This is a genomic window from Thermococcus sp. MAR1, assembly GCF_012027305.1.
Taxonomy (GTDB): domain Archaea; phylum Methanobacteriota_B; class Thermococci; order Thermococcales; family Thermococcaceae; genus Thermococcus.
In genome coordinates this window covers 317,319-332,246 of the sequence record NZ_SNUF01000002.1, presented here as the reverse complement: position 1 = coordinate 332,246, position 14,928 = coordinate 317,319, and the positions used below count along the sequence as shown (strand labels likewise).

The following is a 14,928-nucleotide window of genomic DNA, read 5'->3' as shown; positions in this document are numbered from 1 at the left end:
GAGTTTGCTTCCAAGATAGTCGGTGAAAGGAAGCTCCAAAAGAACTATATCGCCCTGCTCAAATCTCAAAGAGTTCCTCTGCATCCTCTCCCTTCTGGAGGAGCTTTAGATAACCCAGATCCTTGAGAGAATCCCCCTTTTCAATGGCTTCAATCCTTATCCTGAGCTTTGCTCCGGAAGGTATGTTAAGCTTTTCGAGGGGAATTATGATGTCTCCCCTGTATACGGCAACTATCACTTTGGACATAGTTAAAGATTGGAGAAGAAACTTTTAAACGTTAGCCTCTTTCGAGCTTCCTCACCCTGCACGCGGAGAACTTGAGCTCCGGCGTTCCCGCTTTGTTGAGAGCTGGACTCGTTATTTTGTTCGCCTTGAAGTGGAAGGGAACCGCAACTACACCCCTCTGGATATCCCCAAGCTTGGCCCTCATCCTAATCTTTCCGCGCCTAGTCTCGATCTCAACCCAGTCGCCGTCGTGGATTCCAAGCCTCTCCGCGTCGCTTCTGTTTATCAGCACCCTGGGCTCTCCCATCAGCCTGACGAGAGATGGGCTCCTAAGGGTCATTTCACCTGTGTTGTAGTGGCTTATCAGCCTGATTGTCGTAAGTACGAAGGGGTACTCGTAGTCCGGCCTCTCCCACGGTTGAACCTGTTCCACGGCAATAAAGCGGGCCTTTCCGTCTGGAGTTGAGAACTCCCAAGTGTGGAGCCTCTTCTTCGGAAGGAATATCCCCTCCGAGTTCTTCAGTTCCTCAACGCTCCTTTCCTCCAGCGAGGGGAAGAGGCGGAAGTACTCGGCGGTGATCTCTTCAACGCTTGAATAGTCAAAACCGGGCAGACCGAGGGCCCTGCCGAGCATAGTCAGTATTTCCCAGTCGGGCTTCGAATCACCCCTCGGCTCGCAGACCTTGTGACTCCACTGAATTCTCCTCTCGCTGTTCATATACGAGCCTTCCTTCTCACAGAAGGCACTCGCAGGAAGAACGTAGTGGGCGTATCTCGCTGTGCGCGTCATAAAGATGTCCTGAACGACGAGGAGATCGAGCTTTCTGAGGGCATTTCTCACCCGGATGAAGTCCGCCTCGCCCACGGCAGGGTTTTCCCCGACTATGTAAAGGGCCTTTACATCGCCCTTCTCAATGGCCTCCCAGAGCTCCGTGAGGTAGAGCCCGCGCTCCGTTGGAAGGTCTTCCACGCCCCATATCTTTGCCACTCGCTTCCTGAACCTCTCATCACTCAGGGGGACATAGCCGGGAAGGAACTCGCTCAGCGCTCCCATGTATGCCGCCCCCTGAACGTTGTTCTGGCCGCGCATCGGATAGAGACCACCCTTCTCGCCGATATAACCGAGGAGCAGGGCGAGGTCTATAATCGCTAAAACGTTCTCAACGCCAGAAACGTGCTGTGTCAAACCCATTCCCCACATTATCGCACCGCTTCCCGCCAATGCAAATGCCCTCGCAACTTCTCTGATCGTTTCGGCTGGAATTCCGGTTACCTTCTCCGCGTACTCCGGAGTGTACTTTCTCACAGCCATCCTTACCTCGGAGAAGCCGGCGGTTCTGGTCTTTATGAACTCCTCGTCGTAGAGCTCGTCCAGGATTATGACGTTCATAACCGCGTTTGCGAGGGCTATATCTGCTCCAGGACGGATGATCAGCTTATAGTCCGCGAAGGCCATCGTTCTGGTTTCCCTGACGTCGACGACGATTATTTTAGCACCTTTCCTCCTGGCCTTCAGGATGTAGTCCATGACAACTGGATGGGTTTCAGCAGGGTTGTAGCCCCAGATGAGTATGGCATTAAACCCCTCCAGGTCTTCATACGGGTTGGTCTGCGCCCCAGCTCCAAGGGTCATCTTGAGAGCGTGAACGCTCGCCTCGTGGCAGAGACGGGCACAGTTGTCTATGTTGTTCGTGCCAAAGAGCCTCGCAATCTTCTGAAGCAGGTAGTTCTCCTCGTTGCTGACCTTGGATGAGGCTATGAACGCCACAGCGTCTGGACCGTACAGCTCGCGGATTTCGAGGAGCTTACCCGCTATCTCCTCGATGGCCTGCCCCCAGCTTATCGGTCTTATCTTAGAGCCCTCGCGCTTAAGGGGACGCTTGAGCCTGTCCCCGGAAAGAACGAACTCCGTCGCGTGGAGACCCTTGGGGCAGAGCTTGCCCCTGTTGGGTTCACCTTGGTACGGTTTGACTCTCATCGTCGTGGGATCAACGAGAAGCCTGCAGCCAAAGCCGCAGTAGGGACACACGACCGTCTTGGGCTCGCTCACGCTACCACCAATAAACATGTACACGGCAAGAATAAAAAGATTTCCGGAAGAAATTTATGAAAAAATGTTCAAGTCAGAGGGCCTTCTCCAGGAAGTATTCATGGACTCTGGTATCGGAGGTCAGCTCCGGATGGAACTCAAGGCCGATGATATTGCCAGCTTCGAGGCCAATAACCCTATCGCCGAGCCAAGCTATCGGCCGGACTTTATCGTTCAGGAGTTCGACTATGCGGGGCGCGCGAATGAAAACCCCTGGGAACGGCTCGTCGCTGAAGGCGAGCTTTATTGGAGCCTCGAAGCTGTCCACCTGCCTGCCGTAGGCGTTTCTATTAACGCGAACGTCGAGCAACTTGAGGAACCTCTGCTCTGGCGTTGCACCGGTTACCTCCTTCGAGAGCATTATCAAACCTGCACACGTCCCCATTATCGGCAGACCTTCCTCCCCGAGCTTCCTCACGGGCTCAAGAAGGCCGTTCTTCACCATGAGCCTCGATATCGTCGTGCTCTCGCCGCCGGGGATTATGACCGCGGAGACCTCTCCCAGCTGCCCCGGCTTCCTGAGCCAGATGACCTCGCCGGAAACCCCGAGGTTCTCCAAAGCCCTCTTGCTTGCCTCGATGTGTTCGCTGACGTCGCCCTGAAGGCCTATAACGCCTACCTTAACCATTTCCACCACCTCATTGAAAAGGCAAGGAAAAGAGATCAAACGCCCCTCTCCTCAAGGCGAACCTCCAGCTCTTCAATGTCCCTGCCGCGCATTGGCTCGCCGATTTCCCTGCTTATCTCGGCCAGGACATCGGGTTCATCCCAGTGGTTGACGGCCTCAACTATGGCCCTCGCCATCTTCTCCGGGTTGGAACTCTTGAAGATTCCCGACCCAACGAAGACACCGTCCATACCCATCCCCATCATCAGGGCGGCATCAGCAGGTGTGGCAACTCCTCCGGCGGCGAAGTTGACGACCGGAAGGCGGCCGAGCTTCTTTATCTCCAGGAGAATCCTGTAGAGCCCCTCAACTATCTCGCCGTAGGTGTAGTGGCCGTAAATCGGCTCGTTCTCAAGGACCCTCGCCGGAAGTCCCGCTATTTCCTTGACGTTGAGGGACAGCCTGAGGTAGGGCTCGGCGAACTTTTCAGCCACGGCATAAACCTGCTCGTCCGTCATGGCCTGAATTTGCCTTATGCCCTCTGCCACTAGGCGGACGTGTCTCACTGCCTCGACGATGTTGCCGGTTCCGGCCTCGCCCTTGGTCCTAATCATTGCCGAGCCCTCCCATATCCTCCTGACAGCCTCGCCGAGGTTTCTCGCACCGCAGACGAAGGGAACGGCAAATTCTCTCTTGTCTATGTGGAAATAGGGATCCGAAGGCGTCAGAACCTCGCTCTCATCTATCATGTCAACGCCCAAAGCCTCCAGAATTCTCGCCTCTGCCATGTGGCCGATCCTGGCCTTGGCCATGACTGGAATCGTCACCGCATCCATTATCTCCCGGATCTTCTCAACAGGGGCCATTCTGGCAACGCCGCCGGCCCTTCTTATGTCTGCGGGAACCATGTGGAGCGCCATAACCGAAACTGCACCGGCTTCCTCGGCTATTCTGGCCTGCTCCGCGTTTGTGACGTCCATAATTACGCCGCCCTTCACCATCTTGGCAAAACCTTTCTTGAGCCTGTCCGTACCCTTGGCCTCTATAACGTGGAGCTTCCCCATGGCCACCACCATTTCAAGTTTTGGCTTGCAATATTATTCAAGAAAAAACTTGAATATAAACCTTGCCGCGGAAAAGCCGCACCGGCCCCCAAGGAACTTCAGGAAAAATAAGGCAGAACAGAAAAGCCTTCGTTCAGGCCTTTCCAATTATCTCAAGGCTCACGTCGAAGTTCTTCACAGAGTGCGTTAGGTAACCGAGGCTTATGACGTCGATGTCGAGTTCCGCGTACTCCTCGATGTTCTCCGGGGTTATTCCGCCGGAGACCTCGATTTTAACCCTCTCCCTGAGCCCTTCGCGTTTTAAAGCCTCTATCGTCCTGGCTATTTCTCTGGACGTCATGTTGTCGAGCATAACCACGTCCGCCCCGGCCCTTGCCGCTTTAATGGCGTCCTCAAGGCTCTCGACTTCCACTTCGACGACCTTGTAAACGCTGAACCCTTTGGCACGCCTTATGGCCTCTTCCAGAGGAACCAGAGCGAGATGGTTGTCCTTTATGAGTACCGCGTCGCTCAGCGAGAAGCGGTGCGGCTCGCCGCCGCCTATGAGTATGGCCCTCTTGTCTATTGGCTTGAGGAGAGTCTTTCTGGTTCCTGCAATGCGAACCTTCTGGTTCACGGCCCTAACCCTATCGGCCAGCCTTCTGACCTCGGTGGCGATGCCGCTCATCCTGCCCATTATATTAAGGGCAGTCCTCTCGACGAGGAGTATGGAGCGTGCGTCCCCTTCAAGCTCAAGTATCGTATCGCCCCTCTTCACGAGCTCGCCGTCCCTCTTCCTGACCTCAACTCCAACCCCGAAGTGCTCAAAGAGGGCCTTCGCTTCCTCGACGCCCGCTATAACGCCATCCTGCTTGGCGATGATCACTGCTTTGGCCTTCGTTCCTTCAGGAATTATAGCTTCACTCGTGACGTCGCCGAAGGGCGAATCCTCCTCAAGGAACCTGAGCAGATAGGAAAGAGAAATCATAAAGTTTCCCTCCATACTTAACAAAAATTTCGGAATCTTTCCCTCTCAACTTAACACATCAGCTCATCTCAAGCATTTTCTTTATGGCCCTCTTAGCTTTCTCGGCTATCTCTTTGGGTACCTCAACCTCGTACTTCATGTCCCTGAGCGACTCATAGACGTGCTGGAGCGTTATTGCCTTCATTCCTATGCAGACCGCATCTTCCTTAGCCGGGTGGAACTTGATATCTGGATAGAGCTTCTGAAGGCGGTAAACCATTTCCCTCTCCGTGAAGACGACCCACTCGTTCCACTCCTTTGCGCGCCTTATCATCCCGCCGGTGGAGACTATTATGTCAGCCCTTTCCTGTACCTCCGGTTCGCACTCGGGGTGAACCATCAGCCTGGCGTTTGGATAGAGCTTCCTCGCGCGTTCCACGTCTTCGATGGTGAACTTCCTGTGAACGTAGCAGTGGCCGTACTCCGGCACGGGGATGACCTTCTTTCCGGTCTGTTTAGCGACGTAGTTTGCCAGGTTCTTATCCGGCCCAAAGATTACAACGTCAGAATCGAGCCTTTCGACTATCTTGACCGCGTTGGCCGAGGTGACTGTGACATCGGCGTAGGCCTTGGTCTCGGCGGTGGTGTTCACGTAAAGAACCACCGGAGCATCAGGATACTGCTCCTTGGCCCTGAGAATGTGCTCGACCTTCAGCATGTTGGCCATCGCACAGGTGGCCCTTTTACTCGGGAGCAGGACGGTCTTTTCGGGGTTGAGGATTTTCGCCGTTTCCGCCATGAAGTCCACTCCCGCGAAGACTATGACGTCCGCGTCAACCTTCACGGCCTTCCTTGCTAGCTCAAGGCTGTCGCCGAGAAAGTCAGCTATATCCTGGATTTCAGGCAGCTGGTAGTTGTGGGCCATGATTATAGCGTTGCGCTCCTCCTTCAGGCGTTCAATCTCCCGCACGAGCTCCTCCATCTTCATGGTCTCACCTGTGGAACCCTATGTTCCAGGGTATAAAAGCTTTCAGAGAACGAGGGCTATGTAGGCAACGCCCCCGGCGAAGAGAAGCAGCGCCGGAGGAAGGAGCCGCAGGTAGACCCTCCTGAGTTCAGCCCCATAGTATTCGGCCGAGAACACGAAGCAGAGGTGCACGGGACTGAAGAGCATTCCCATGTAGCCGCTCAGGTAAGCAAGAGCAACCATGTCAAAGCCAGTAAAGAAGGGGAGCAACAGCGGAAAGGTCATACCCACGTAGGCGAAGCTTATGCCCGTCATAAGACCAACAATGAAGGGCGTCACCATGAGGACGAGAACCACCGGCAGGTTCATTGATATCATGGCATTTGGAAGCGTCTCAACGGCTCCAGTGGCCTGGAGCACGTATTTGAAGTACATCACCGCAACGAGGAGGAAGACAATCTTAGGCTGTAGGGCATGAGCAATGACCTCTTTCAGGCTCATCTTCTTCAGGTTGGGAATAAGAGCCGAGAGGAAGCCAAGAAAAGCACCGTAGACCATGTCGATGCCCAGAACGATTGAGACTAGTATGATAACCAGTATTGGATAGGTGCTCTTCAGGAGAAGTCTGAGGCCGGTTTTGACGTCTCCCTCCCCGGAACCGGCATCTGGAAGCGGGCGGATGAGGAGGACGTAACCGATGAGCGCCATAAGAACCGTCAGGGGGAACATCTTGGTGCTCATCTCCCGTATCGAAATCCCAACGAGGGCCGAGGCGATGACTATGGCCTGATACATCGGCCACGAGTGCTCCCATACGTGCCGGAACCAGTAGTTGACAAGGGTTTTGTCTTCAGCTTTCATCTCGAACTTCCCGGCGACCGGCTCGATCATGGGAGCCGAGACCAATGCGCCAGCTGGCATCGGCATAAGTCCGATGAGGGCGGGAAGCATGGCCAGAGAGTACTTGGCCTTGGGAAAGAGGTTGCTTGCGGCAGTTTCCATGTCCTTCAGGTAGCCTATCTGGGAGAAGACTGAGGTCATGCCCATGATGAAGGCTATTATGAGCACCAGCCTTATCGTCTCCCACGAGGTGGCGGAGTGGTAAAGGGCCGCAACGGCATCCGCGGGACTCATTCCAAAGAGGAAGGCCAGCACTATGGAACCGACGAATATTGAGACGCCGATGTTGATTTTAAGCCAGATGAGGGCTATTACTATCGCGAAGGAGGCGATGAGATAGAGCAGTTCCACCCGTTTCACCGGGCATAATAAGGATTCGATGAGAATTTAAACCTTTGGTTAGAGATGACATCTTCCATCGAAGAAGCTCGGCCTCTCGAAGGCTTTCCTCGTAGCCGGAAAGTCCTCGCGGTAATGGGAACCACGGCTTTCCTCTCTTGCGAGGGCGCACTCTAAAAGGCCCTTCGCGAGGAGCTTTAACCTGGGGTCTGCCCCGATTCCCTCAAGCTCCCTGAGGCCTTCCTCCAGAGTTTTTGCGCTCCTGACGATTCCGGCTTTCTCCCAGAGAAGTTGCCTTAGAGACTCAACGTCTCCAAGCTCGTAGCCGTGATAGCCCGGCTCCTTGGCTTCCCTGCACCTCGGCTTATCCCTCGCTATGGTTCTTGCCACCTCAAGGCCGGAAACGATGCACTCGAGGAGCGAATTGCTCGCCAATCTGTTCGCCCCGTGGAAGCCGTTGCTCATGGCCTCACCTACCGCGTAGAGGTTTTTGAGAGCGGTTCTGTACCAGAGATCTACCGCTATCCCTCCAATGGTGTAGTGAGCTATCGGCGAGACGGGGATTAAGTCCCTTGATGGATCGATGCCGTCCTTCATCAGGAAGGCATATATCTGGGGAAAGCTTTTCCTGAAGTCCTCTATTGAGGTGGCGTCTAGAAAGACTCGCTTTCCGGCCTTCATCTGCTTGTATATCGCCCTCGCAACGATGTCCCTCGTGGAGAGCTCGTTCACGAAGCGCTCGCCATCTTCCGTCACCAGTTTTGCCCCAGCACCTCTGACGGCCTCGCTGATTAGTTTAACCCCCGACTTCCCCATGTATCCAGTCGGGTGGAACTGAACGAACTCCAGATCGCGAGAGGGGGCACCTTTCAATATGGCGTCGCCTATTAGCAGGCCGACGTTGAGAGGCGAGCCGGCGGTGTACTTGAAGAGTGAAGCAAAGCCTCCCGTCGCTATCACAGTCGCGTCGAACTTCATGAGCTCCCCCTCAAGAAAGGCCCCGCAGGCTTCCCCCTCCCTCACGGCGAGCTCTTCAGCAAAGCCCTCAACGAAGTGCACTCCTGCCTCTTTAGCAGCCATGTGGAGAACCTTCATCACGTGCTTTCCGGTCTCGTTCCTTATCGTGAAAACGCGGTGAAATGAGTGGCCGCCCTCGGTCTCGCTGGTCTCGAACTCGACGCCAATTGAGGTCAAAAAGTCGTAGGCCCCGCTTGCCTTTGAGATTACGCTCCACACAACCTCTTCATCGTTGAGGTACTTGCCTGCCCTGATAGTGTCTAGAACGTGGGCTTTAGGGGAATCACCGTCGAGGATTGGAAAGGCTATCCCCGCCTGGGCGAGGTATGAGTTAGTGTTTTTGAACCCTTTTCCAATGACAGTGACGTCAAAGCCGCGCCTCGCGAGGGCTATTGCAGCGGTCAACCCCGCGGCACCGCTTCCGATGATTCCAACGCTGGCCATAGCTCTCCCCAGGCTGGACTGGGGGAAACGCCTTATAAGGTTTTCAAAAAGATGAGGAAGGAATCACTTTCCTACCGGATAATTCGGCGCCTCGTTGGTGATGAAGATATCGTGCGGATGGCTCTCCTTGACGCCGGCCTGAGTTATGATGACGAACTCACCCTTCTCCTTGAGCTCCGGAATGTTCCCCGCTCCCACGTACCCCATTCCCGAGCGAAGGCCTCCAACGAGCTGGTAGAGAACCTCACCAACGCTCCCCTTGTAGGGAACGACTCCCTCAACGCCCTCCGGAACGAACTTCCTCGTCTTCATGTGGCCCTTCTGATAGTAGCGCTCCGCTCCGCCCTTCATCATCGCCCCAAGGGAGCCCATGCCGCGGTACTGCTTGTACTTCCTCCCGTTGATGACGACCTCCTTGCCCGGTGCCTCCTTCGTTCCGGCCAGGAGGGAGCCAAGCATGACAGCGTCAGCCCCAGCGGCGATGGCCTTGACTATGTCGCCGGAGTAGCGGATTCCGCCGTCGGCTATGACGTGGAGCCCGTATTCCTGGGCCCTGTCCGCCACGAGAGCTATTGCCGTAACCTGCGGGACGCCGACGCCAGCTACGACGCGGGTTGTGCATATGCTCCCGGGGCCTATTCCGACCTTGACCGCATCGGCAAAGGTGAGGTCGTCAACCGCTTTGGGGTTGGCGATGTTTCCAACGATTAAATCGGCATCGACGGCTTTCCTTATCTCCTTCATAGCTTTTATCGCCTTGAGGTTGTGGGCGTGGGCAGTATCTATGACTATGACGTCCGCTCCGGCCCGGTCAAGGGCCTTGGCGCGCTCGATGTCGAAGGGACCCACCGCCGCGGCAACCAGGAGGTCACCGTTTTCATCTTTTACCGCGTTCCTGTACTTCTTCCTCATCATCAGGTCGCTCATCGTGATTATTCCCACGAGGCGGCCTTTCTCATCGACGACCGGGAGGCGGGCTATTCCCTTGGCAACCATCGTATCAAGGGCTTCCTCAACCGAAACGTCCTCGCCGACAGTTATGACTTCGCCGGTCATGACCTCCCTCACAAAGCTGCCCTCTTTGGCCGCTATGTCCTTCTTGGTAACGATGCCGATTATTCTGCCGTCCTCACCAACGACCGGAAGGCCGTCGATGTCGTTTCTCTCCATGAGGAAGAGGGCGTAGTCGAGGGTCTCGTCGGGACCGATCGTTATAACGTCCTCCACTATGAAGCGCTCGGCGCGCTTGACCTTTCTGACCATCTCGGCCTGCTCCCCAACGCTCATGTTCCTGTGGATGACCCCCAGGCCGCCCTCCCTTGCCATCGCCACGGCCATCTCCCACTCGGTAACGGTGTCCATCGCCGCGCTGAGGATCGGTATCTTGAGCTTCACGTTGGGGGTTATCCGGGTCGAGACGTCAACGTCCTTGGGCTCGACTTCCGTTGGTTGAGGTATCAGAAGAACGTCGTCGAAGGTGTAACCTTTAGCGGCATTGACAAGTTTGTGTTCAAATTTTCCCATTTTTCTCGCGCCTCCGCGTCCTTTTTAACGTGAACCTGTCAAGGGTTTTTAAGGGTTTCCCACTCCTCCAACCGAACCTTTATCGGCCTTCTGGGTAAAATTCCGAACTTCCAGCTATATTCATTTAGATTTTACAAACGTAAAGCTTTTAAACTCGAAGCATGCCTTCCCACCGGTGAAGTCAATGAACCTGGCAAAGGTCCTCGCCCACGTGGCCCCCGTGGCAATCGTGATACTCCTCCTGGCAATAGCCTGACAATAATTGCTCAAAGGATTTCATTGTTTGACGTTCATTCAAAATTCATCCCTCATTCTCCCCTTTTATGACAGATTGATGAAAAAACTCCCAAAATTCTAAAATAGGAAATCCGCGCTCAATAGCCTGGTGGTACCCATGGAAGCCGTAGGAATTATAAAAGCAAGGGGGGAGGGCCAAACCCTCCGCTGATGGAAGCCTCAAAAGAAACCCCGGTTTTGAGGAGCTGTTGGGTGAAATCCTGAAGGAAGGTCTGTTCTGGGCGGCCCTCGGCCGGCCGTCGGAGGTCATGCCGTTTCTGAGGGGCAAGCTCCTGAGCAACGGCATCGGTGTTGACAACAGGCGCAGGGAATACCTGGAGTACCTGCTCGACGACCTGGAAAGGTTCTACAAGCGGGTCTCGTGGAGTGGGGAAATTGAAAAACGCCACTGGAAGGCCCTAAGATCCTTCCACAGGGACATAGTCTCGGTGGTTTCTTCTGGGAGGGCTTAGCTTTTTAACCCCTCTTCCCTACTCCTTTCGGGATGATGAGGGAAGTTTCGTCCGAGCGGTGAGGAAACTCGCATGGGCTGACCACCCCCAACCCTTTTAAGGCGCTCGTTCTTTCCCGAACCGGGAGTGAAAATGGAAGAAGGGATGCCCTCAAAGTTCATTGCTCACCTCAAGATACTCGTTGAGATGGAAAGGAAGGCCGAGATAGAGGCCATGCGCCTGGAGATAAAAAGGCTCTCCGGAAGGGAGAGGGAGAATGTAGGGCGGGCAGTTCTCGGCCTGAACGGTAAAGTCATCGGCGAGGAGCTCGGCTACTTCCTGGTGAAATACGGCCGCGATAGAGAGATAAAGACGGAGATAAGCGTCGGCGATTTGGTCGTAATCAGTAAAAGAGACCCGCTGAAGAGTGACCTGGTCGGAACGGTCGTAGAAAAGGGGAAGCGGTTCATAACCGTGGCTTTGGAAACCGTTCCCGAGTGGGCCCTGAAGGGCGTTAGGCTGGACCTCTACGCCAACGACATAACCTTCAAGCGCTGGCTTGAGAACCTGAACAATCTGAGGGAGAGCGGGAGGAAGGCGCTGGAGCTCTACCTGGGCTTTAGGGAGCCGGAAGGGAGCGAACCGGTCGGGTTCACCCCATTTGACAGGAGCCTCAACGCGAGCCAGAGGATGGCAATAGCGAGAGCCCTCGGAAGCCCGGACTTCTTCCTCATCCACGGGCCGTTCGGGACGGGCAAGACGAGAACCCTGGCCGAGCTGATAAGGCAGGAAGTGGAGAGGGGCAACAAGGTTCTGGCAACGGCTGAGAGCAACGTTGCCGTTGACAACCTCGTCGAGCGCTTGGCCAATTCTGGTTTAAAGGTTGTGCGCATCGGCCACCCGAGCAGGGTCTCAAGGAGCCTCCACGAGACGACGCTGGCTTACCTCATAACCCGACATGAACTCTACGGTGAGCTGAGGGAGCTTCGCGTAATCGGCCAGAACCTCAAGGAAAAGAGGGACACCTTCACGAAGCCAGCACCGAAGTACAGGCGCGGGCTGAGCGACCGCGAAATACTCAGGCTGGCCTCGAAGGGGATAGGCGTAAGGGGCGTTCCGGCGAGGCTCATCAGGGAGATGGCAGAGTGGTTGAAGATTAACCAGCAGGTTCAAAAAACGTTCGAGGATGCCAGAAAACTTGAGGAGAGGATAGCGAGGGAGATAATAAGGAAAGCGGACGTTGTTCTCACAACGAATGCCTCTGCCGGCCTTGATGTCGTTGACTACGGCTCCTATGATGTGGCGATAATAGACGAGGCGACGCAGGCAACGATACCGAGCGTGCTCATTCCGATAAACCGCGCGAGGCGCTTCGTCTTGGCTGGAGACCACAGGCAGCTGCCACCAACGATACTCAGCGAGAAGGCCAAGGAGCTGAGTAAGACGCTCTTCGAGGGCCTGATCGAGCGTTATCCCGTGAAGAGCGAGATGCTCACCGTCCAGTACAGGATGAACGAAAGGCTCATGGAGTTTCCAAGCGGGGAGTTCTACGGCGGGAAGGTCGTCGCGGATAAGGGTGTGAAGAACATAACGCTCGCCGATTTAGGTGTTAAAAGCCCTGAGAACGGCCCCTGGGGGGAGGTTCTCAAGCCAGAGAACGTGCTGGTTTTCATAGACACTGCCAAGCTCAAAAACCGCTTCGAGAGGCAGAGGCGTGGAAGCGAGAGCAGGGAAAACCCGCTTGAGGCGAGGTTCGTGAAGGAGGCCGTCGAGAGGATTTTAGAACTCGGCGTTAAGCCTGAGTGGGTTGGGGCCATAACCCCCTACGACGACCAGCGCGACCTTATAAGCTCCCTCCTTCCTGAGGAGGTCGAGGTAAAAACCGTTGATGGCTACCAGGGCAGGGAGAAGGAAGTAATAGTCCTCTCCTTCGTCCGTTCCAACAGAAAAGGAGAACTCGGCTTCCTGAAGGATTTGAGGCGCTTGAACGTCTCGCTGACGAGGGCCAAGAGGAAGCTGATCCTCATAGGCGACTCCTCGACTTTGAGTTCGCATCCCACGTATAAACGTCTCATTGAGTTCGTAAGGGATAGGGAGGCGGTGGTTGATGCAAAAGAACTAACCGAACCGCCAGCAAGTATGTCCATAGACAACGTGAGGGAAATTCTTGGGATTTCGGAGACGAAAGAGTCAATAGACGTCCCAAAAGATGCCGAAAAAGTCAGGAAAAAGGACAGGGACAGAATGCAGTCAATCTATGGGGGCACACCCTACAATCCTTTTTAATGGATACCTCCGAAACATGTTCTGGGGGTACACCCTGTCAAAATGGACGGGCAGGTGTGATGGATGTTCCTCTACTCGAAGAACTTCGACGAGCAGAAGGCTAAAGCGATGAAGGGCCTGAGGAAGGCCTTAGAGGAGGGCAAGGTGGACAGAGATATAATCCCGCTCCTGGAGAAGATAAACTCGCTGGAGAACTATTTTACCACCTCTTCATGCTCCGGCAGGATTTCGGTCATGGAGATGCCTCACTTTGGGGACAAAGTTAATTCCGTCTGGCTCGGCAAGTGGCACAGGGAGGTTGCTTTTGAGGAGGTAATGGAGGCGGTTAGGAGGCACCGCTTCGGCCAGCTGTGGTTCCTGGTCAGGAGTCCGATACTCCACATCGGAGCTAGGACCATGGATGATGCCGTAAGGCTCCTCAACCTCGCGATAGGCCTCGGCTTCAAGTACTCCAACATAAAGAGCGTCAGCCATAAGAAGCTCCTCGTTGAGATACGCTCGACAGAGAGGATGGACGTTCCACTCGGCGAGGACGGTAAGTTATGGGTGAGCGAGAGCTATATCGAGAGAATCGTTGTCCTAGCCAATTCCCAGCTGAGAAGGTTTAAGGGAAAGCTGAAGAGGCTGGAGGAAGAGATTGAAAGATTAAACGCAGGACCATAATCAAAGGTTCAGTTACCCATTGCTATTCCTAAATAACAGAATATTACTGTGGCTTACTGTGGCAATAACAACAGCCAGCCATATCCACCCAGCCGCTCCCAGAACGTAGAATGGAATGGGTTATTCAATTTTCAACCATACCAAAATGACGAGAACAAGACGAAAGAAGAGAGAGTAAAAGAGTGGACAAAAGAATACAAAAGAACGCCAATGCAGTTCCCGATCAAAAGCAAAAAATGAAACATCCATCGGAGCATCATACGGAATGGAATCTAAAGTTTGAACAATGACCAGACGACGAAGAGCATGACCACCGCAAATGAAAGCAGGACAATCGCAAGAATTCTCCTTCCAACTCTGCGCGAGAGGTACAACCCCAAAAAGCCGAACAGTGTGTTCAAAACTGAGAGAATCAAAAACCCCTCGGCGTTCCTAACCACGGCATTGAACATTCTCAAAACATCTTCCGGGTAGTTTCTGGTTGAAACATAAGAGGAGACGGCCCAGATAACGGGAATCGCGAGGGTTGAGGCAAGGGACGTTTTACCGACGAACTCAAATCCATCATCTGCCCTTCTACTCTTGAGAAAGTACAACGGAAGGACTATAATCCACACCACCATCGTGGCGAAGACCGGATACATCACCACCATAAGAAAAGCCAGACCCACGAACGCCATTATGGCAAAGAAGACATTGTGAAACCCCAGGAGAGACGTACTGAAAATTCCCCAGAGAATGAGGTGATGGGCTATGCATTCCTGTACGTCGTACTTTAGGTACCCTGAATCCCACGGTTCCTTCCAGTGCTCCTCAAGAATCTCGTCAATTCTCTTGATGTCCCTCTTTCTGTACCCGTGCTTCTCTAGAATGCGGGCGAGGAAGAAGACCATTGAAGCTATCATGAGGACAAAAAGAAGGATCGTACTAAGAACCCATTCACGGGTTATGACGCCGAGTTTCACCCAGGCGAAGCCAAACAGCATCGAGAAGATCACCACAGGAAAAACGAATATCTGGAGAATAATTTTCCCCCTCCTCATCAAGACCACCAGGGGCTTTTTGATTCATCGGAACTACAATGAGTACAGTTGGATAAAAACCTTTATCAGCACAGGAATCAGAGCA

13 protein-coding genes are annotated in these 14,928 nt (G+C 54.2%); 3 read left to right on the top strand and 10 right to left on the bottom strand.

What is annotated here, in order from left to right; genetic code table 11:
- Positions 1-58: 58 nt before the first annotated feature.
- The 9 genes from E3E25_RS09700 to guaB form a co-directional block, all read right to left on the bottom strand.
- Positions 59-247, bottom strand: a complete 189-nt coding sequence (locus E3E25_RS09700) for an antitoxin family protein (protein WP_167893052.1) — start codon at positions 245-247, stop codon at positions 59-61.
- Positions 248-278: 31 nt separating this feature from the next.
- Positions 279-2,294: a formate dehydrogenase subunit alpha gene (fdhF, locus tag E3E25_RS09695; protein WP_167893188.1), complete on the bottom strand. Its 2,016-nt coding sequence runs from the start codon at positions 2,292-2,294 to the stop codon at positions 279-281.
- A 55-nt stretch (positions 2,295-2,349) separates the two neighbouring features.
- Positions 2,350-2,943 (bottom strand): pyridoxal 5'-phosphate synthase glutaminase subunit PdxT, encoded by a 594-nt coding sequence (pdxT, locus tag E3E25_RS09690; protein WP_167893187.1) that lies wholly within the window; start codon positions 2,941-2,943, stop codon positions 2,350-2,352.
- Positions 2,944-2,978: 35 nt separating this feature from the next.
- Positions 2,979-3,986 (bottom strand): pyridoxal 5'-phosphate synthase lyase subunit PdxS, encoded by a 1,008-nt coding sequence (gene pdxS / locus E3E25_RS09685; RefSeq protein WP_167893186.1) that lies wholly within the window; start codon positions 3,984-3,986, stop codon positions 2,979-2,981.
- Between the two features lie 133 nt (positions 3,987-4,119).
- On the bottom strand, positions 4,120-4,953 hold the full coding sequence (nadC, locus tag E3E25_RS09680) for a carboxylating nicotinate-nucleotide diphosphorylase (protein ID WP_167893051.1): 834 nt from the start codon (positions 4,951-4,953) through the stop codon (positions 4,120-4,122).
- Between the two features lie 58 nt (positions 4,954-5,011).
- A complete protein-coding gene (nadA, locus tag E3E25_RS09675; RefSeq protein WP_167893050.1) occupies positions 5,012-5,920 on the bottom strand; it encodes a quinolinate synthase NadA in 909 nt (302 codons plus the stop codon).
- Positions 5,921-5,962: 42 nt separating this feature from the next.
- Positions 5,963-7,150: a TIGR00529 family membrane protein gene (locus E3E25_RS09670; protein ID WP_167893185.1), complete on the bottom strand. Its 1,188-nt coding sequence runs from the start codon at positions 7,148-7,150 to the stop codon at positions 5,963-5,965.
- 48 nt (positions 7,151-7,198) lie between these two features.
- Positions 7,199-8,599: an L-aspartate oxidase gene (locus E3E25_RS09665; protein ID WP_167893049.1), complete on the bottom strand. Its 1,401-nt coding sequence runs from the start codon at positions 8,597-8,599 to the stop codon at positions 7,199-7,201.
- Between the two features lie 63 nt (positions 8,600-8,662).
- Positions 8,663-10,123 carry an IMP dehydrogenase gene (guaB, locus tag E3E25_RS09660; RefSeq protein WP_167893048.1) on the bottom strand — a complete coding sequence of 487 codons (1,461 nt, stop codon included), beginning with the start codon at positions 10,121-10,123 and terminating at the stop codon, positions 8,663-8,665.
- Between the two features lie 485 nt (positions 10,124-10,608).
- Between guaB and E3E25_RS09655 the strand changes: the two genes are divergently transcribed.
- The 3 genes from E3E25_RS09655 (at position 10,609) to E3E25_RS09645 (ending at position 13,800) form a co-directional block, all read left to right on the top strand.
- The gene (locus E3E25_RS09655; RefSeq protein WP_240910814.1) at positions 10,609-10,872 is read left to right on the top strand and encodes a hypothetical protein; all 264 of its coding nucleotides are present in this window, start codon (positions 10,609-10,611) and stop codon (positions 10,870-10,872) included.
- A gap of 132 nt (positions 10,873-11,004) precedes the next feature.
- Positions 11,005-13,137, top strand: coding sequence for an IGHMBP2 family helicase (locus tag E3E25_RS09650; protein WP_206204712.1), 2,133 nt, complete (start codon positions 11,005-11,007; stop codon positions 13,135-13,137).
- A 63-nt stretch (positions 13,138-13,200) separates the two neighbouring features.
- On the top strand, positions 13,201-13,800 hold the full coding sequence (locus E3E25_RS09645) for a hypothetical protein (protein ID WP_167893047.1): 600 nt from the start codon (positions 13,201-13,203) through the stop codon (positions 13,798-13,800).
- A gap of 272 nt (positions 13,801-14,072) precedes the next feature.
- On the opposite strand, the gene E3E25_RS09640 is transcribed toward E3E25_RS09645, so the two are convergent.
- The gene (locus tag E3E25_RS09640) at positions 14,073-14,843 is read right to left on the bottom strand and encodes a hypothetical protein (protein ID WP_167893046.1); all 771 of its coding nucleotides are present in this window, start codon (positions 14,841-14,843) and stop codon (positions 14,073-14,075) included.
- Positions 14,844-14,928 lie beyond the last annotated feature (85 nt).

Bases quoted from the DNA above. Each gene is read 5' to 3' on its own strand.
- E3E25_RS09700 (WP_167893052.1), bottom strand. From the start codon at position 247: ATGTCCAAAGTGATAGTTGCCGTATACAGGGGAGACATCATAATTCCC.
- fdhF (WP_167893188.1), bottom strand. From the start codon at position 2,294: ATGTTTATTGGTGGTAGCGTGAGCGAGCCCAAGACGGTCGTGTGTCCC.
- pdxT (WP_167893187.1), bottom strand. From the start codon at position 2,943: ATGGTTAAGGTAGGCGTTATAGGCCTTCAGGGCGACGTCAGCGAACAC.
- pdxS (WP_167893186.1), bottom strand. From the start codon at position 3,986: ATGGGGAAGCTCCACGTTATAGAGGCCAAGGGTACGGACAGGCTCAAG.
- nadC (WP_167893051.1), bottom strand. From the start codon at position 4,953: ATGATTTCTCTTTCCTATCTGCTCAGGTTCCTTGAGGAGGATTCGCCC.
- nadA (WP_167893050.1), bottom strand. From the start codon at position 5,920: ATGAAGATGGAGGAGCTCGTGCGGGAGATTGAACGCCTGAAGGAGGAG.
- E3E25_RS09665 (WP_167893049.1), bottom strand. From the start codon at position 8,599: ATGGCCAGCGTTGGAATCATCGGAAGCGGTGCCGCGGGGTTGACCGCT.
- guaB (WP_167893048.1), bottom strand. From the start codon at position 10,123: ATGGGAAAATTTGAACACAAACTTGTCAATGCCGCTAAAGGTTACACC.
- E3E25_RS09650 (WP_206204712.1), top strand. From the start codon at position 11,005: ATGGAAGAAGGGATGCCCTCAAAGTTCATTGCTCACCTCAAGATACTC.
- E3E25_RS09645 (WP_167893047.1), top strand. From the start codon at position 13,201: ATGTTCCTCTACTCGAAGAACTTCGACGAGCAGAAGGCTAAAGCGATG.
- E3E25_RS09640 (WP_167893046.1), bottom strand. From the start codon at position 14,843: ATGAGGAGGGGGAAAATTATTCTCCAGATATTCGTTTTTCCTGTGGTG.